This is a genomic window from Ruegeria sp. AO1 (assembly GCF_056535985.1).
The window spans coordinates 1691641-1709595 of record NZ_JBQFJC010000001.1; the positions used below are offsets into that span (position 1 = coordinate 1691641).

The window sequence follows — 17955 nt, forward strand, 5'->3', positions numbered from 1 at the left end:
CGCCTATTGCGCCGCGTCATAGACCGCAAAATCGGCCCTAGAATGCTTGCGGTATGCCGCTTCGGTTTCAGAAGACAGAATTGTCTCTGCGGGTGGCGAGACGTTCTCGCGCTGCAAAGTGAAGTCGTAGTTCAATCGGCTTTGCAGGAATTCCACGATTCTGTCCTGATGGTCGTATTTGAAAACATAACTGGCCCCAACGCCGTTGTTTCGGGGGCGGAAGAACTGACTCTGACTGCCGACATTGGCAAATTCGGGCTGAGGGGTCTGCATATAGGCCTGCACGAAGGCGTCGAAGCTAACATCGCGCGTAGAATGCGGATGACCTATGCGATCTTCGCGCCGACGAAACCTGTACCAGCTGCCCAGCCAATCAATGGGTTCACGGACAACGGCCATGATCTCCATCTCGGTGTCGTACATTTTGCGGAACATGTTCTGAATAAAACGGTCATATCGGCGCACCGGTGCGTGTTTTAGCTCGGGCGGGTGGGTGATCACAAGATCGGCTCGGGCGCGCAACGCGGAGTGATATGCGGTGCTGCCGGTTTTGGGAACAGATAAAAACGCAAGGCGTTCCTTATAGAAAACAAGCATTTAGTGTTCCCACGTCGATGATAGTTCGGATAACAGATTGGCGTAAACGGATCTTTAACACAATTGGCCAAGAGTAAGTTCTGTAAGTTTTAGTTGAAATGTTCTCTTTTTGGTCCCATAAGGAACAAGAGGCGAACAAAGCAGCGATTGCCGCCCGGCAAAGGGTATGACAAAAGGGAAGGCGACAGGACAATGGCGGATCTTCTGACGATGAGCGACAAGAAAGACGCGGACAAGCAAAAGGCGCTCGATAGCGCGCTGGCCCAGATCGAACGGCAATTCGGCAAAGGCTCGATCATGAAGCTGGGCGAGGATGCCAAGCAGGATATCGAGGCAAGCTCGACCGGGTCACTGGGTCTGGATATCGCTCTGGGAATCGGCGGTCTGCCGATGGGCCGGATTGTTGAGATTTACGGGCCTGAGAGCTCGGGTAAAACAACGCTGACTCTGCATTGTATTGCCGAACAGCAAAAACGCGGCGGTGTCTGTGCGTTTGTAGACGCAGAACATGCGCTGGACCCGCAATATGCCCGCAAGCTGGGCGTTGATCTGGACGAACTGCTGATCTCGCAGCCTGACACTGGCGAACAGGCGCTTGAGATCACCGACACGCTGGTCCGGTCTGGTGCGGTGAACATGGTCGTGGTCGACTCGGTGGCGGCGCTGACGCCGAAATCCGAATTGGAAGGCGATATGGGCGACAGCAACGTCGGCGTTCAGGCCCGTCTGATGAGTCAGGCGATGCGCAAACTGACCGGCTCGATCAGCCGTTCGAACTGCATGGTAATCTTCATCAACCAGATTCGGATGAAGATCGGCGTGATGTTTGGCAGCCCGGAAACCACGACCGGTGGCAACGCGCTGAAGTTCTACAGCTCGGTTCGTCTGGACATCCGCCGTATCGGCGCAATCAAAGATCGAGATGAAGTGGTCGGTAACCAGACCCGTGTCAAAGTCGTTAAGAACAAGGTGGCCCCTCCGTTCAAACAGGTGGAATTTGACATCATGTATGGCGAAGGCATCTCGAAAATGGGTGAGCTGCTGGATCTGGGCGTCAAAGCCGGTGTGGTCGAGAAGTCGGGTTCGTGGTTCAGCTACGGGGATGAGCGGATCGGGCAGGGTCGTGAGAATGCAAAGCAGTATCTGCGCGATCACTCTCGGATCGCTTTGGATATCGAGGACAAGATCCGCGCGGCCCATGGTCTGGACTTCGACATGCCGCCCGGAGCGGCCGAGGATGACGATATCCTCGAGGCCTAAGGAACGCGCGAGAGGGAACACCAGAAATCTCCCGGCGCTCCGACAGTGTTGAGAATAACTTAAACAGGGCGGTCCGTCGGGGCCGCCTTATTTCGTTTGGAAGGTCAATGCTGTGGACACTCTGCGGGCACGGCGATAAACCTGCGCAGACCATTATGATTGCGCGCTGAGAGAGCCCCATGCCAACGTTGAACGACATCCGATCGACCTTTCTGAACTACTTTGCCAAGCAGGGGCACGAAGTGGTGGCGTCTAGCCCTCTGGTGCCGCGCAATGATCCGACTTTGATGTTCGTGAATTCGGGCATGGTACAGTTCAAGAACCTGTTCACCGGTGTTGAAACGCGCGACTACCAGCGCGCAACCACCGCGCAGAAATGCGTGCGCGCAGGCGGCAAGCACAATGACCTCGACAATGTGGGTTATACCGCGCGCCACCATACCTTCTTTGAGATGCTGGGGAACTTTTCCTTCGGTGACTATTTCAAGCACGACGCGATTCCCTTCGCGTGGGAGTTGATCACCAAGGAATTCGGCATCGACAAAAACCGTCTGCTGACCACGGTCTATCACACCGACGACGAAGCCTTTGAAATCTGGAAGAAAGTCGGCGTTCCTGAAGATCGCATCATCCGCATCGCGACCAGCGACAATTTCTGGCAGATGGGGCCGACCGGACCCTGCGGGCCATGTACCGAAATTTTTTATGACCACGGCGATCACATCTGGGGCGGCCCTCCGGGATCGGCCGATGAAGATGGCGACCGGTTCATCGAAATTTGGAATATCGTTTTCATGCAGAACGAGCAGTTCGAGGACGGCTCGATGGTGGAACTCGACATGCAGTCGATCGACACCGGCATGGGGCTGGAGCGGATCGGCGCGCTGTTGCAGGGAAGCCATGACAACTACGACACCGACCTGTTCAAAACACTAATAGAGGCCTCGGCGGACGCGACCGGCGTTGATCCTTATGGCGATCAGAACGTCCACCACCGCGTGATCGCAGACCACCTACGGTCTACTTCATTCCTGATTGCTGATGGCGTGATGCCCAGCAATGACGGGCGTGGCTATGTGCTGCGCCGGATCATGCGCCGCGCCATGCGCCATGCGCATCTGCTGGGTGCGAAGGACCCGGTGATGCACCGGCTGGTGCCTTCGCTCGTGCAACTGATGGGCGCGCAATACTCAGAACTGGGGCAGGCGCAGGCCTTGATCGAAGAGACTCTGCTGCTGGAAGAAACGCGGTTCAAACAAACGCTGGATCGCGGCCTGAAACTGCTGGATGACGAGGTCGCAGGCTTGCCCGAAGGCGCGGCCCTCCCTGGTGATGCGGCGTTCAAGCTCTATGACACCTATGGGTTCCCACTCGATCTGACGCAGGACGCCCTGCGGGAAAAAGGCCGGACCGTCGATACCGACGGGTTCGATGCGGCAATGGCCGAGCAGAAAGCCAAGGCCCGAGCGGCATGGGCCGGGTCGGGCGAGGCTGCGGATCAAGCTGTTTGGTTTGACGTGGCCGACAGCGCTGGCGCGACCGATTTCCTGGGCTATGACACCGAAAAGGCTGAGGCTCAGGTCGCGGCGCTGATCGTCGATGGCGCTCTGGTCGACAAGATCGAACAGGGTGGCAGTGGCTGGGTCGTCGTGAACCAAACCCCGTTCTATGGCGAGGCCGGCGGTCAGGTCGGCGACAGTGGTGAGCTGCGCCGCCTCGATGCGCGTGAGGATATTTCCCGCGTTGAAGACACCAAGAAATTCGCTGACGGCAAGGTCTATGCACATAAGGTGACTGTGGACCATGGCACGCTGTCCAAGGGCGACGCGGTCGAGCTGGAGGTGGATCATGCGCGACGTTCGGCCATTCGCGCTAACCACTCGGCCACGCACCTTTTACACGAAGCCCTTCGTGAGACTCTGGGCGACCACGTTGCGCAGCGGGGTTCGTTGAATGCTTCGGATCGTTTGCGGTTCGATTTCAGCCATTCCAAGGCTCTGACGCTGGAGGAAATCCAAAAAGTCGAGCGTGAGGTGAACGATTTCATCCGCCAGAACTCGAGCGTTGAAACCCGGATCATGACGCCGGATAACGCGCGTGAACTGGGTGCTCAGGCTTTGTTTGGTGAGAAATACGGCGACGAGGTTCGCGTTGTTTCCATGGGTAAGGCGCCGACTGGCAAGGGCCAGGATGGCGAGACCTGGTCGATTGAACTTTGCGGTGGCACGCATGTCCGTCAGACCGGCGATATCGGAACGTTCGTTGTGCTGGGCGACAGTGCAAGTAGTGCGGGTGTCCGGCGGATTGAGGCGCTGACGGGCGATGAAGCCTTCCGCTATCTGTCCGCGCAGGATCACCGCTTGGCACAGGTCGCGTTAGAGCTGAAAGCGCAGCCGGATGATGTGGTGGCCCGCGTGAAATCACTGTTGGATGAGCGGAAAGCCCTGCAAAACGAAGTTGCTCAGCTGCGCCGCGATCTCGCTATGGCAGGCGGGGCCGGGCAGGGCGGCGGCGCGGAAGCGACCGAAGTCAACGGCGTCAAGTTTCTGGCCCAGACACTCAGCGGTGTGTCCGGCAAAGATCTTCCTGCATTGATCGACGAACACAAAAGCCGACTGGGATCTGGCGCGGTTCTGTTGATCGCGGACACAGGCGGCAAAGCGGCTGTCGCGGCTGGGGTCACTGCGGACCTGACCGATACGGTTTCTGCGGTTGATCTGGTCAAAGCTGCAGTGGTTGAGCTAGGCGGCAAAGGCGGCGGTGGTCGCCCGGATATGGCCCAAGGTGGCGGCAAGGACGCGACCAACGCAGATGCGGCGATCAAAGCCGCCGAACAGGTATTGGAGGGATAAGATGGCTGCTCTTTGGATTGCACATGTCACGGTAACTGACGCCGAAGCTTATGGAAGATACGCAGAGCTGGCAGGACCCGCGATCGCACAGCACGGCGGAGAGTTCATCGCGCGTGCCGCGCGTTACGTACAGCTCGAAGGTAAGGAGCGTCCGCGCAATGTGGTCGCACGTTTCCCTTCAGTTGAGGCTGCGGTCGAGTGCTACAACTCCGCCGCATACCAAGAAGCGCTCGATCACGCCCGCGGGGCAAGCGAGCGCGAATTGGTCGTTGTTGAAGTCACCGACTGAGAATCAGCTGTTTCAGCAGAGTCGGTTTGACGGACTCGGCGAAAATCATCACATGAATCGCTGCGCGGCTTCCATTTCCTTCTTGGGGGTCGCGATTGCATTGAAAGTTCGTTAAAAAACAATACATTGCAACGATTCAACATTCTAACCCAGTCATAAATGTGGCGGATTGCCCTCAATTCTTGCCCGAAATTGCCGCGGATTGTGACGAATTTCCGCCTTTTTTACCCCTGATCCTCAACACTGATTGCGTCAACAGAGCCAGTTGCTGTTAAAGTCGGAATACTTCGACACCCTGATTGGCCGGATTCACGCGGGCAAACATGGATTGAGGAACGGGCATGAAACATTCGACATTAGGTTTTTCGGCGAGTCTTCGATTGGTCGCCCGTTTTTCAGTGCGCTCAGTTAGGGTTTGCGCTCTGGTCCTGGCGTCGTTCTTCACTGCCTCTGTGGTGCAGGCGTCCGAGGGCGCGTTCATCACTGCTATTTCGGCCTCTCCGCCACCGTCCGGAGCACAACAGCTATGCCGACAATACAGCTGGGCCTGCTCGAGCCAAAAGGCGGCATCGTTGACGAGCAAGCAGGAGATGCAGATCGTCAAAAAAGTGAACTTACAGGTCAACGCTTCCACTCGTTCAATTACAGACCAATCGCAATACCGTCAGCGAGAGTTTTGGGCCTTGCCGACGACTAGGGGCGGTGACTGCGAAGACTTTGCCTTGTTGAAAAAGCGGAATCTGATCAAAGCAGGCATTGACCCCAGCAAGCTCTTGATCGCCACTGTCCTGGATAGGCGTCGGAACGCGCACGCTGTATTGGTCTATCGATCAGCTCAGGGTGATCTGGTTCTGGACAACTTGACCAATAGCATCAAACCTTGGAAAGCGACCCGGTATCTTTTTCTGAGAATGCAAGACCCTAAGCAACCACGCCGTTGGGTTGGTGTCTACGGGAACAGTTGACCAAATCTACAACCCAGAGAGCTAAGGGCGCCAGTTTGGACGCCCTTTTTGACTTTTTTGGTAGACAGTAATCCTGTTGTTGGAATTGTGTCCTAAGCAGGATTTGCGGCCTCAGAACAATGTTATGCGGTGTCGCCGCCCTTACTACTGTCGGTGCCGCCCTTACTACTGTCGGTGCCGCCCTTACTACTGTCGGTGCCGCCCTTACTACTGTCGGTGCCGCCCTTACTACTGTCGGTGCCGCCTTTATTACTTTCGGTGCCGCCCTTATTACCGTCGGTGCCGCCCTTATTACCGTCGGTGCCGCCCTTATTACCGTCGGTGCCGCCCTTATTACCGTCGGTGCCGCCCTTATTACCGTCGGTGCCACCTTTGTCGTCAGGACCACTGTCCCCACCTTTACGATTATCAGATGGATCAGATGGACCACCCCCAACTTCTGGATTTCCGTCGGGACTTCCATCACCTGACCTTTGTTCCGCTAGCCCAGTTGATGCAGTCGGAATGTCAGACAGCAGCGCTGCCAATTGCGGGCATTCAGCACCAGTACGGGCTAGATAATTGCCAAAGTCTGCGCGGCGCTGAATATAACGGATCATTCCTGATGTAACTGCGGAACATTCACACAAAACTTCAGGTGAGCTTGCAGCCTTCCGCGCCGTCGAGACTGTGCATGCGGCTTGTGCAGCTGAAACGCCTACCATTTGAATGGCTACTGCTGCGGCGATAACTTTTAGTTTACTGGAATGGATGCCCATGATGGAACTCCTCGGTACTCGTTAATCTCTGCGTCGAACTTATGCACCAAAACCAAATGGGCTTGTATGAACGACGTCACACTTTGGACAAGTTTACACCTTTTTAAGGTCGAACTTACAAGTCGCCGCCGACTTGGCGAGATTGCCAAAAGACCGGAAAAATCGCAAAAATCATGAAAAACCAATAAGAAAGGCCAGTCGAGGGCTGACCTTTCCTAGAATACCATTTTTCAGGATTGAGGAAATAATGTCACAAAAATGGCATTGTTTCCCAATCGAGAACGACGTTTTATCCGGCTTTCGCCATCCGTTTCCGCTCATGCGGGTCAAGGAATCGCTTGCGAAGACGGATTGCGTTGGGCGTCACCTCGACCAATTCGTCGTCATCAATATAGGCGATGGCTTCTTCCAGCGAGAACTGGATGTGGGGCGTCAGGCGCACCGCGTCGTCCGAGCCGCTGGCCCGCACGTTGGTCAGCTTCTTGCCTTTCAGCGGGTTCACTTCCAGGTCGTTGTCCCGGGAATGTTCACCAATCACCATGCCCTGATAGACATCAGTCTGAGGGCCAACGAACATGCGGCCACGCTCTTCGAGGTTCCACAGGGCGTAAGCGACGGCCTGGCCGTTCTCCATCGAGATCAGAACGCCTGCGCGACGGCCCGGGATCTGACCTTTATGTGGGGCCCAGCCGTGGAACACGCGGTTCAGAACACCAGTGCCGCGGGTGTCCGTCAGGAACTCTCCGTGATAACCTATCAGGCCACGGGACGGCACATGCGCGATGATCCGGGTCTTGCCGTCGCCGGCGGGGCGCATCTCAACCAGCTCGCCCTTGCGAGCACCGGTGATCTTTTCGATGACCGCACCAGAATATTCGTCATCCACGTCGATCGTGACTTCTTCGACGGGCTCAAGCCGTTGACCATCTTCCTCGCGGAATAGAACCTGCGGACGCGAGATGCTGAGCTCGAACCCTTCGCGGCGCATATTCTCGATCAGAACGCCCATCTGAAGTTCGCCGCGTCCGGCCACTTCGAACGCCTCGCCGCCTGGTGTGTCGGTGATGCGGATCGCGACGTTGGATTCCGCTTCTTTCATCAGACGGTCACGGATCACACGAGATTGCACTTTTTTGCCGTCACGACCCGCCAGAGGCGAGTCGTTGATGCCGAAGGTCACGGTGATGGTTGGCGGGTCGATGGGTTGCGCGGGCAGGGCCTCTTCAACCTGCGGTGCGACCAGCGAGTCCGCGACAGTGGCTTTGCTCATGCCTGCGATGGTCACGATGTCACCGGCCTCGGCTACATCGATCGGCTGTTGTGCCAGACCACGGAAGGCCAGGATTTTCGATGCGCGGAAGTTCTCGATCAGCGAGCCATCGCGGCTGAGCGCCTTGAGGCTGTCGCCCGCTTTCAGAGTACCGCTTTCCACACGGCCCGTAAGAATACGACCGATGAACGGATCGCTGCCCAAGGTAGTAGCCAGCATGCGGAAAGGCTCGTCCTTCTTTTCGGCCTGTTTGGGGGCAGGTACGTGATCGACGACCAGATCAAACAGCGCGGTCAGGTCCTTGCGCGGCCCGTCCAACTCCATATCCGCCCAGCCCGAACGGCCCGAGGCATACATGGCTGGGAAGTCCAGCTGATCATCATCTGCGCCGAGGTTGGCAAACAGGTCGAAACACTCATCCAGGGCTCGGTCGGGCTCGGCATCGGGTTTGTCGACCTTGTTGAGGACCACAATGGGGCGCAGGCCCAGTGCCAGCGCCTTGGAGGTCACGAATTTGGTCTGAGGCATCGGGCCTTCAGCTGCGTCAACCAGCAGGACAACACCGTCCACCATGCTGAGGATGCGCTCAACCTCGCCGCCGAAATCGGCGTGGCCGGGGGTGTCGACGATGTTGATGCGCGTGCCTTTCCATTCGACCGAGGTCGCCTTGGCCAGAATGGTAATGCCGCGCTCGCGTTCCAGATCGTTGCTGTCCATGGCGCGTTCCGCCACGGCCTGATTTTCCCGGAACGCGCCGGATTGTTTGAGCAGCTCATCCACCAGGGTCGTTTTACCGTGGTCCACGTGAGCGATGATTGCGATATTGCGCAGGTCCATGAGAGGTCAGCCTTTGAACGGGAAGTTGCCCGGCGCATAGCGCGGCTTGACGCAATATACCAGCCCAAACCGGCGTTCAGTGACCTGCGGTCTTTGAAAACAGATGAATGATCAGGATTCCGGCCAATATCAGGGCCAGCCCCAGAACCGCCCACAGGTCGAGCTTTTGCCCGAACACCACAAAGCCGATGATTGCGATGAAAAAAATCCCAAGCCCGGACCAGATCGCATAAACGATGCCTACTGGCATGTATTTCAACGTCAATCCCAACAGGTAGAACGCCAGCCCGTAAGCAACTACGACCAGAACCGAAGGCCAGAAGCGCGAGAATTGCTGACTGGCCTGCAAGGCCGTTGTGCCTACGGTTTCGGCAAAGACGGCCATCAGCAGGATCAGGTAGGCTTTGGGCATGATCTAAACCTTTTGCATGCAAATCACGCGCGAATTCTCAACATGAAAAAGGCTACCCCGGCAAGCACATTCGGTTGCTGGGGTGCGTGACACCACAAGATAAAGGTCGGGTATACCTGACTACGATCTGATCACAATTTATGCAAATAACAGAACAGTATTTGTTGATTTGTTTTCGAGTTTTTCAATGACTGTGTTTATTAAATACGTCGTTTTTGCTTCGACTCTTATTGCGGCGCTAGGGTGGCTTGCAGACGGGGGGTCCGTCAGTTCTGATGCAACCCAATTGTTAGTTGGTTTCTTTGTTTTGTAGTTTTGGCGTTAATCAAGATCCAAGCAGGGAAAAGGGCCGTTTTTGGCCCTTTTTCTTTTGCCTATAGCGTTTCGGATTTCACTTGATTCAAAAAGTGACACGAATGTCCCGAGAACGCTGAAAGCGTGGCAGGGTATTCGTGTCTCAGGTTTAACCGAAACGCTTTAACCTCTCGCTGAAACCGTGAAGTAATCTGCCAAATACGGTTGCAACCAATCCCAAAGACCGGGCGCACCGCGTTCGATGGCGGGCCGTACCCGCGCTTCGATCTGAGGGTAGGTCACGGCATAGTCCACCCACGAGCCGCCGCCCGTTTCAAGATTGGCAATTGGGGTTTGAAACCGGTCAACAGCCTTGGCGAACCGCGCATCTGCCGAGTTGGCGCTCTCAAACTCATGCCAGAGATCCGAAAACGCCTGCGTTTGATCCTGGGGCAATAGTCCGAACAGGCGTCGCGCTGCGGCCTCTTCCTTTTCGGCTTGGGCGGCGTGATCGACCTGACCGTGGATCGGGTGATCTCCCGCGTCGATCTCGACAATATCGTGAAGCAGCAGCATGTGCAGGACGCGGTTCAACTGGACCTCAGCGTGGGATTGTTCGGCCAGAACCCACGCGTACAGCATGATGTGCCACGAGTGCTCGGCCGAGTTTTCGAACCGATCAGCCGCCATCAGGCGTGACGCGCGCATGACGGATTTCAACTGATCCGCCTCAACCAGAAAGGCCAACCGTTGGGTGAAGCTGTTATCCTCGGTCGGTGCTTCCGACAACAACGCAACTGCGTGTTCATAGGCTTGAGGCAGCGCCTCACTCAGATAGGCCGCGCGCCCGGTCGCGAGGTTCTCACGGGCAATCTCCATATGACCTGGCCGTTTAGGAGAGGCGTACAGCACCTGAAACAGGGGCTGACACCGGTCAAGCATCTTGGCGAACTTGGCGTCGGGCGTCTGATCGGCTTCGAATTCCGTCCATAGGTCCAGAAAACTCTGGGTCTGGTCCGGCGGCAACAGGCCGAACAAATCCAAAGCTGCTGCGTGTTCGACCTTGGCAACGCTCTGCCAGTCGGTCTCGAGGTGGATTGGATGGTCGCCTACGATGATCTCGACCAGATCATGCAGCAACAACATGCGGATGACGCGATCAATTGACACATCCGGCCCGGCCAGAGGTCCCATGACCAGCGCCCAAAGCGCCAGATGCCAGCTATGTTCTGCAGAGTTTTCCGGGCGAGACTGATCCAGCAGGGTGTTTGCCCGATCCACCGTCTTCAACCTGTCCGCTTGTTTCAGAAACGCGATTTGCGCGGACAGTCGATCATTCATTGTTTTTCAATCGCTTTCAGCTTGGAGCGGTGATCTGTCAGGCGTTTGATCACGAATTGGCGGGCCTGGCGTTCAGACAGGCGCACGCGGATCTCGGTCAGAAAGGCCTCTTCCAGAGATTGGGAGGAGGCTGCAAGCAGGTTGCCGACCTCCATGTAAAACCGATCGTCGCCGGTTTCATCCATGACCTTCAATGTATCCTCGGCCAGTTTCGCAGCGAGGGTATTGATGGTGTCTGTCATTAGCGCGTGTTCTCGGTCAGGCGGCGTTTAACATAATCCGTGACATCGGTGATGAGCGTGTCCATATGCTGATCCTGGAAGAAGTGATCCGCGCCTTCGACCTCATTATGCGTGATCGTGATGCCCTTCTGCTCATGCAGCTTGTTGACCAGCGCGGTTGTATCCGCCGGAGGCGCCACGCGGTCGGACGAGCCGTTGATGATCAGGCCCGAAGACGGGCAGGGGGCGAGGAACGAAAAGTCGTACATATTCGCCGGGGGCGACACACTGATGAAACCGGTGATTTCCGGGCGGCGCATCAACAACTGCATTCCGATCCACGCACCGAATGAGAAACCAGCAACCCAGCAATGCTTGGAGTTGTTGTTCATCGACTGCAGATAGTCGAGAGCCGAGGCGGCATCGCTCAACTCGCCCACACCCTGGTCATATTCGCCCTGGCTGCGGCCTACGCCGCGGAAGTTGAAGCGCAACACGGTGAAGCCCATGTTGTAGAACGCGTAGTGCAGATTATAGACCACCTTGTTGTTCATGGTCCCGCCGAACTGAGGATGCGGGTGAAGCACGATGGCGATCGGTGCGTCTTTTTCCTTTTGCGGGTGGTAGCGGCCTTCCAGGCGGCCTTCGGGTCCGGGAAAAATCACCTCGGGCATGTGTGCTTTGGTCCTGTCTTTATCTTGGGCGCCGGGAAATACTTGACTGTATTCGTTGGGCACCTTAGAACGGTTCTAAATGTGATATCCTGCGCAACGCGCTGTCAGTCGGAGATACGCACTGGCGGCGGCGGCGTCAATGATTTCGCGTCCAACTTGCCGAAGGGAAATGACAATGAAGCTGTCGACAAAGGGCCGGTATGCCATGGTGGCGCTGGCGGACATTGCGCTGCAGCCCTCGGACAAGATCGTGACACTGGGTGAAATCTCGGAACGGCAGGATATCTCGCTGCCGTATCTTGAGCAGTTGTTCGTCAAACTGCGCCGGGCTGAGCTTGTGACCTCGACGCGCGGTCCGGGTGGGGGATATCGCCTTGCACGGCAGCCATCAGAGATCCGCGTGGTCGAGATTCTGTCCGCCGTAGATGAGAAGGTGGATGCAATGGCCAAGGGGGCCGGAGCCTCGGGGGCGTCCTCGGGGAGCCGGGCTCAATCCCTGACGAACCGGCTTTGGGAAAGCCTCAGCGCACATGTCTACGTTTTCCTGCATCAGACCCGCCTTTCTGACGTGATCAAGAATGACCTCGCACCATGTCCTGCGGTTCCGAGCCTCTTTGCTGTCGTGGATGAGTGATCCGTAGCCTCTGAGTACAAGTTTCAGAAATATCTGGGAAAAGATGACTCCATGAATCGTGTTTATCTCGATCATAACGCCACCACGCCTTTGCGACCCGAAGCGCGGGACGCGATGATCGCGGCAATGGATGTCTGCGGCAACCCATCGTCGGTTCATGCCGAGGGGCGCGCGGCGAAGGCTTTGATCGAACGCGCGCGGGCACAGGTGGCATCAGCTTTTGGGGCTGACGGTGCGGATATCGTGTTTACCTCAGGCTCGACCGAGGGTGCCGCTTTGGCTTTGGTAGGTCGAAATCTGCACGGTGCGTCGATTGAACATGATGCGGTAAGGTCATGGATTGTCGAGGATATCTCGGTTTCTTCGGATGGAACGGCCATTCTGACCGATCCGGCAAACGCGACACTTCAGGTTGCGAACTCGGAAACTGGTATTGTTCAGGCGTTGCCCAAGGGGCTGGCGGTGACCGATGCGACCCAGGCTTTTGGCAAGTTGCCGATTGCGTTCAATTGGATGGACGTTCAGATGGCGCTAGTGTCTGCGCATAAACTGGGCGGGCCGAAAGGGATCGGAGCTGTCGTTATGAAACGCGGCACGGACCTGCCTGCTCAGATCAAGGGTGGCGGGCAAGAGATGGGCCGACGCTCTGGAACCGAAAATGTCATTGGGATTGTGGGTTTCGGGGCCGCTGCTGAAGCTGCTGCCAGAGATCTTGCCAATGGCGTTTGGGAGCAGGTCAAAGAATTTAGAAATATTCTAGAAAACGCCCTTGAGGCTGGTGAAAGATCACCTATTTTTGTCGGGAAAGACCAGACTCGCCTGCCAAACACGTCATGTTTCGCGTCGCCCGGTTGGAAGGGTGAAACGCAGGTCATGCAGATGGACCTGTCTGGTTTTGCGGTCAGTGCGGGCTCGGCCTGTTCAAGCGGAAAGGTCCGCGCCAGCGCTGTTCTGACTGCGATGGGATTTGATGAGGGGACAGCAGCCAGCGCAATCCGCGTGTCGCTGGGACCTCGGACTACCAAGGAAGATGTGCTGCGTTTCGCCGAAACGTGGCTAGAGAAAGAGAAAAAGCATCGCGCGCGGGCCGCGTGATCTGACGGAGGGTAAACAATGGCCGCTTTGGACCAGACCCAGGTAAAAGAGGGTGTCGATCAAGAAACCGTGGATGCGGTACGCGAGGTCAGCACTTATAAATACGGCTGGGAAACCGAGATCGAGATGGAATACGCGCCCAAAGGCGTGAATCCAGATATCGTTCGACTGATCTCGGAGAAGAACGAAGAGCCCGAATGGATGACCGAATGGCGTCTGTCGGCCTTCGAACGCTGGACAAAGATGGAAGAGCCGAAATGGGCCATGGTCAACTATCCTGAGATCGACTTTCAGGACCAATATTACTATGCCCGTCCAAAATCCATGGAAGAGAAGCCCAAATCCCTGGATGAGGTCGACCCCAAGCTTCTGGCCACTTACGAAAAGCTGGGTATCCCTCTGAAAGAACAGATGATTCTGGCAGGCGTTGAAGGCGCCGATGATATGCCCGTCGAGGGTCGCAAAGTGGCCGTCGACGCCGTGTTTGACTCGGTTTCTGTCGGCACGACCTTCCAGGCCGAGTTGAAAAAGGCCGGCGTGATCTTCTGCTCGATCTCGGAAGCGATCAAAGAGCATCCTGAACTGGTGAAGAAGTATCTGGGCACCGTGGTTCCGGTGTCGGACAACTTCTATGCCACGCTGAACTCGGCTGTGTTCTCGGATGGCTCGTTCGTCTACATCCCGCCAGGCGTCCGCTGCCCGATGGAACTCAGCACCTATTTCCGTATCAACGCGGAAAACACCGGCCAGTTCGAGCGTACTCTGATCATCGCTGACAAGGGCTCTTACGTGTCTTATCTGGAAGGGTGTACCGCACCTCAGCGCGACACCGCGCAGTTGCATGCGGCGGTCGTCGAGATCATCGTCGAGGAAGATGCTGAGGTTAAGTACTCGACCGTTCAGAACTGGTTCCCCGGGGATGAGAATGGCAAGGGTGGTATCTACAACTTCGTGACCAAGCGTGCCGATTGCCGTGGGGATCGCTCCAAGGTGATGTGGACGCAGGTGGAAACCGGCTCGGCCGTGACGTGGAAATACCCGTCTTGCATCCTGCGAGGCAATGAAAGCCAGGGTGAATTCTACTCGATCGCGATTGCCAACAACTATCAGCAGGCCGATACCGGCACCAAGATGGTTCACCTAGGCAAGAACACCAAATCGCGCATCGTCTCCAAAGGCATCAGTGCGGGCAAGGCGCAGAACACCTATCGTGGACTGGTTTCTATGCACCCGAAGGCCAAAGATAGCCGCAACTACACCCAGTGTGATAGCTTGCTGATCGGCGACAAATGCGGGGCACACACGGTGCCGTATATCGAGGTCAAAAACAACTCGTCCCGTGTCGAGCATGAGGCGACGACTTCGAAAGTAGACGACGATCAGCTGTTCTATTGCCGTCAGCGCGGCATGGACGAGGAAGAAGCCGTGGCGCTTGTTGTCAACGGGTTCTGTAAGGACGTGCTGCAGGCACTGCCGATGGAGTTTGCGATGGAAGCACAGCAATTGGTGGCGATCTCTCTGGAAGGGTCGGTTGGGTAGTCAGCTAGAGCATTGAACCGCACCAAAAGGGGCACTCCAATTGGAAACGCGAGCAGAGTTCAAAAAGTGGATACGAAGATCCAGGCGTTCGGGCGTATTCAGAGCTGTGTCCGCGCAAGTTGTTCGTGCTCGGGTTCACGACCGAAATGTCTTTTTTTCGGTCTCAAACCCCTATGACGCAATTCAAAAATACCACTTCAGGGGGGCATTTTACGAAGCTGAAGAACTCAAAATGATGTCGGAGCACTTTCCGATCGGGGGCAGGTTTCTGGACATTGGTGCCAATGTCGGAAACCACAGCCTGTATTTGGCTTTGTTTCTACATGCATCCCTTGTGGTTCCGGTGGAGCCCAACCCCGTGGCCGCCGAGATATTGGTCAGCAACCTTCATCTGAATGGCGTTGAAGGAAGAGTTGATTTCAGATGGGTGGGTTTCGGCGTTTCGAACGAAACACGCTCGGACCTTGGCATCATTTGGAGAAACAGGAATTTGGGCGGAGCCAAGTTGCTGGAGGAAAAAGGATCGATCTCGGTGATACCAGCTTCGAATCTTGTGGAAAATCGGGAATTCGATCTGATCAAGATCGACGTAGAAGGGATGGAAATCGCGGTGTTGGACAGTCTATTGCCCAGCCTGGATGAGAATCGACCGGTAATTTTTGTCGAAGTGGATGACGACAATGTGGATGCTTTTAAATCCCTGATCAAAGCCAATGGCTATGAGGTTGTCGACCAATTCAGGCGGTACAAGAAAAACGAAAACTACCTAATCAAATCGACCAAGAGAGCGTCTGACATCTCCAAAATCGCCTAGTCTTCGGAAAGAAACAAAAAAATCAAACAAATCGGCGGGCCAAGCGGCCAGCTAAAAGTGAGGAAAAATGCTGGAAATCAAGAATCTGCACGTACAACTTGAAGAAGAAGACAAGCAGATCCTCAAAGGAGTGGATCTGACGGTCGAGGCCGGCAAGGTGCATGCGGTTATGGGGCCGAACGGCTCGGGTAAGTCTACGCTTAGCTATGTGCTGTCGGGACGCGACGGCTACGAAGTAACCGAGGGCTCGGCCACATTGGAAGGCGAAGACTTGTTGGAGATGGAGCCGGAAGAGCGCGCCGCGGCTGGTGTGTTCCTCGCGTTCCAATACCCGGTTGAGATCCCGGGCGTCGGCAACATGACCTTCCTGCGAACCGCTGTGAACGCGCAACGCAAAGCGCGCGGGGAGGAAGAGCTTTCGGCTGCGGATTTCCTGAAACTCGTGCGCGAAAAGGCGAAGTCGCTGAAGATCGACGCGGATATGCTGAAACGTCCGGTCAATGTCGGTTTCTCGGGCGGTGAGAAAAAGCGCAACGAGATCCTGCAGATGGCGATGCTGGAACCCAAAATGTGCATTCTGGACGAGACCGACTCGGGCCTCGACGTGGATGCGATGAAGCTGGTCTCCGAAGGCGTGAACGCGCTGCGGGATGAGGGGCGTGGCTTCCTGGTCATCACCCACTACCAGCGCCTGCTGGACCACATCAAACCGGATGTCGTTCACATCATGGCCGATGGCCGCATCGTGAAATCGGGTGGTCCTGAGCTGGCGCTGGAAGTTGAAAACAACGGCTACTCCGACATTCTTGCTGAGGTGAACTGATGGCCTTACCGCAAGCAAAACAGACCGCAACTGAAGAGCGTCTGGCCTCACTGACGATGCCTGACCCTGGCTGTACCAAGGCCGCGCGCCAAGGGGCTTTGGCCCGGGTACGTGAAATGGGTCTTCCAAGCCGTCGCGATGAATACTGGAAATACACGCGTCCGGATACCCTGGTCTCGGCCGATGCGCCCAAGGCTGCCATTTTCGACTCGGGCGAGCCGATGGTGTTCAACAATGTCGATCGGCTGCAGATCGTGTTCGTCGATGGTGTGTTCGATGCCGAAGCCTCGGATGATCTGAGCCTCGAAGGTGTCAAGATCGACCGGCTGGAGGATATCTGCTGCAAGGATATCCACTGGGCCAAGGATCTTTACGGCAAGCTCGAGGAACGTGGCCAAACCCCGGTTCAGCGTCCTCTGGCCGCTTTGAACACCGCCTTCGCGACCGACGGTGTTGCCATCCATGTGACCGGCAAGCCGTCTAAGCCAATCAATCTAGTGTACCGTCACGAGTCGGAAGACTCGGACGCGATCCTGCACCACGTTATCCGTGTTGAAAGCGATGCCGAGGCCACGATCCTCGAAAATGGTCCCGCCGCGTCGCGCTTCAACAAATGCATGGAGATCGACATCGCCGATAACGGGACCTTGCACCATGTCCGGGCGCAGGGCCGCGATCATGAACGCCGGGCCGCGACCCATATGTTCACGCGCCTCGGTCAGGAATCGACTTACAAGTCGTTCACCCTGACAGCCAATGGCGTGCTGACCCGTAACGAGCAGGTGGTAGAACTGACCGGTGACGACGCCGTAGCCCATGTGGCCGGTGCTTGCGTCGGAGACGGAGATTTCCACCACGACGACACCGTTTTTGTCACCCATAACGCGGTAAATTGCGAAAGCCGTCAGGTGTTCAAGAAGGTCCTGCGCAACGGCGCGACAGGCGTGTTCCAAGGCAAGATCCTTGTGAAGGAAGGCGCGCAGAAAACTGATGGCTACCAGATCAGCCAGTCGCTTTTGCTGGACGATGACAGCCAGTTCCTCGCCAAGCCCGAGCTTGAAATCTACGCCGATGATGTCGCCTGTTCGCATGGGTCGACCTCGGGCGCGATTGATGAGACCGCCTTGTTCTACCTGCGCTCGCGCGGGGTTCCGACGAAGGACGCTACCAACATGCTGACGCTGGCTTTCCTTGCCGAAGCGGTGGATGAGATCGAGGACGAGACACTGGCCGAAGAGATCGTGACCCGTCTGGAAGGCTGGCTTTCGCGTCACAGCTGA

17 protein-coding genes are annotated in these 17955 nt (G+C 56.4%); 10 read left to right on the forward strand and 7 right to left on the reverse strand.

Annotated elements, in window-relative coordinates; genetic code table 11:
* Positions 1-3 precede the first annotated feature (3 nt).
* Positions 4-597, reverse strand: coding sequence for a sulfotransferase family 2 domain-containing protein (locus tag ACR3FB_RS08310; protein WP_170548800.1), 594 nt, complete (start codon positions 595-597; stop codon positions 4-6).
* A 192-nt stretch (positions 598-789) separates the two neighbouring features.
* On the opposite strand from ACR3FB_RS08310, the gene recA reads away from it, so the two are divergent.
* The 4 genes from recA (at position 790) to ACR3FB_RS08330 (ending at position 5963) form a co-directional block, all read left to right on the forward strand.
* Positions 790-1857 (forward strand): recombinase RecA, encoded by a 1068-nt coding sequence (gene recA / locus ACR3FB_RS08315; protein ID WP_480564731.1) that lies wholly within the window; start codon positions 790-792, stop codon positions 1855-1857.
* A 179-nt stretch (positions 1858-2036) separates the two neighbouring features.
* Complete coding sequence (gene alaS / locus ACR3FB_RS08320) at positions 2037-4709, forward strand: alanine--tRNA ligase (protein ID WP_480564729.1); 2673 nt, start codon at positions 2037-2039, stop codon at positions 4707-4709.
* A gap of 1 nt (position 4710) precedes the next feature.
* Positions 4711-4998, forward strand: a complete 288-nt coding sequence (locus ACR3FB_RS08325; protein ID WP_425082766.1) for a DUF1330 domain-containing protein — start codon at positions 4711-4713, stop codon at positions 4996-4998.
* A gap of 341 nt (positions 4999-5339) precedes the next feature.
* On the forward strand, positions 5340-5963 hold the full coding sequence (locus ACR3FB_RS08330; RefSeq protein WP_480564726.1) for a transglutaminase-like cysteine peptidase: 624 nt from the start codon (positions 5340-5342) through the stop codon (positions 5961-5963).
* A gap of 122 nt (positions 5964-6085) precedes the next feature.
* On the opposite strand, the gene ACR3FB_RS08335 is transcribed toward ACR3FB_RS08330, so the two are convergent.
* The 6 genes from ACR3FB_RS08335 to ACR3FB_RS08360 form a co-directional block, all read right to left on the reverse strand.
* Positions 6086-6721 (reverse strand): hypothetical protein, encoded by a 636-nt coding sequence (locus tag ACR3FB_RS08335; protein WP_480565560.1) that lies wholly within the window; start codon positions 6719-6721, stop codon positions 6086-6088.
* Positions 6722-7010: 289 nt separating this feature from the next.
* On the reverse strand, positions 7011-8828 hold the full coding sequence (typA, locus tag ACR3FB_RS08340; protein ID WP_480564720.1) for a translational GTPase TypA: 1818 nt from the start codon (positions 8826-8828) through the stop codon (positions 7011-7013).
* 76 nt (positions 8829-8904) lie between these two features.
* The gene (locus ACR3FB_RS08345) at positions 8905-9240 is read right to left on the reverse strand and encodes an SMR family transporter (protein WP_170466994.1); all 336 of its coding nucleotides are present in this window, start codon (positions 9238-9240) and stop codon (positions 8905-8907) included.
* Positions 9241-9717: 477 nt separating this feature from the next.
* On the reverse strand, positions 9718-10875 hold the full coding sequence (locus ACR3FB_RS08350) for an HD domain-containing protein (protein WP_480564717.1): 1158 nt from the start codon (positions 10873-10875) through the stop codon (positions 9718-9720).
* Positions 10872-11117: a hypothetical protein gene (locus tag ACR3FB_RS08355; protein WP_170373684.1), complete on the reverse strand. Its 246-nt coding sequence runs from the start codon at positions 11115-11117 to the stop codon at positions 10872-10874. The genes ACR3FB_RS08350 and ACR3FB_RS08355 overlap by 4 nt, the downstream gene beginning before the upstream one ends.
* Positions 11117-11770 carry an alpha/beta hydrolase gene (locus ACR3FB_RS08360; RefSeq protein WP_480565008.1) on the reverse strand — a complete coding sequence of 218 codons (654 nt, stop codon included), beginning with the start codon at positions 11768-11770 and terminating at the stop codon, positions 11117-11119. Before ACR3FB_RS08360 ends, ACR3FB_RS08355 begins: the two co-directional genes overlap by 1 nt.
* Positions 11771-11945: 175 nt before the next feature.
* On the opposite strand from ACR3FB_RS08360, the gene iscR reads away from it, so the two are divergent.
* The 6 genes from iscR to sufD all read left to right on the forward strand — a co-directional run bounded on the left by iscR (position 11946) and on the right by sufD (position 17955).
* Positions 11946-12404, forward strand: coding sequence for a Fe-S cluster assembly transcriptional regulator IscR (gene iscR, locus ACR3FB_RS08365; protein WP_480564714.1), 459 nt, complete (start codon positions 11946-11948; stop codon positions 12402-12404).
* 51 nt (positions 12405-12455) lie between these two features.
* Entirely contained in the window at positions 12456-13499 is a 1044-nt protein-coding gene (locus ACR3FB_RS08370; RefSeq protein WP_480564711.1) for a cysteine desulfurase family protein, read from the forward strand.
* An 18-nt stretch (positions 13500-13517) separates the two neighbouring features.
* Positions 13518-15038, forward strand: a complete 1521-nt coding sequence (gene sufB / locus ACR3FB_RS08375; RefSeq protein ID WP_480564709.1) for a Fe-S cluster assembly protein SufB — start codon at positions 13518-13520, stop codon at positions 15036-15038.
* 232 nt (positions 15039-15270) lie between these two features.
* Positions 15271-15852 (forward strand): FkbM family methyltransferase, encoded by a 582-nt coding sequence (locus tag ACR3FB_RS08380; RefSeq protein WP_480564706.1) that lies wholly within the window; start codon positions 15271-15273, stop codon positions 15850-15852.
* Positions 15853-15919: 67 nt separating this feature from the next.
* On the forward strand, positions 15920-16675 hold the full coding sequence (sufC, locus tag ACR3FB_RS08385; RefSeq protein WP_480564703.1) for a Fe-S cluster assembly ATPase SufC: 756 nt from the start codon (positions 15920-15922) through the stop codon (positions 16673-16675).
* Complete coding sequence (gene sufD / locus ACR3FB_RS08390) at positions 16675-17955, forward strand: Fe-S cluster assembly protein SufD (protein WP_480564700.1); 1281 nt, start codon at positions 16675-16677, stop codon at positions 17953-17955. The genes sufC and sufD overlap by 1 nt, the downstream gene beginning before the upstream one ends.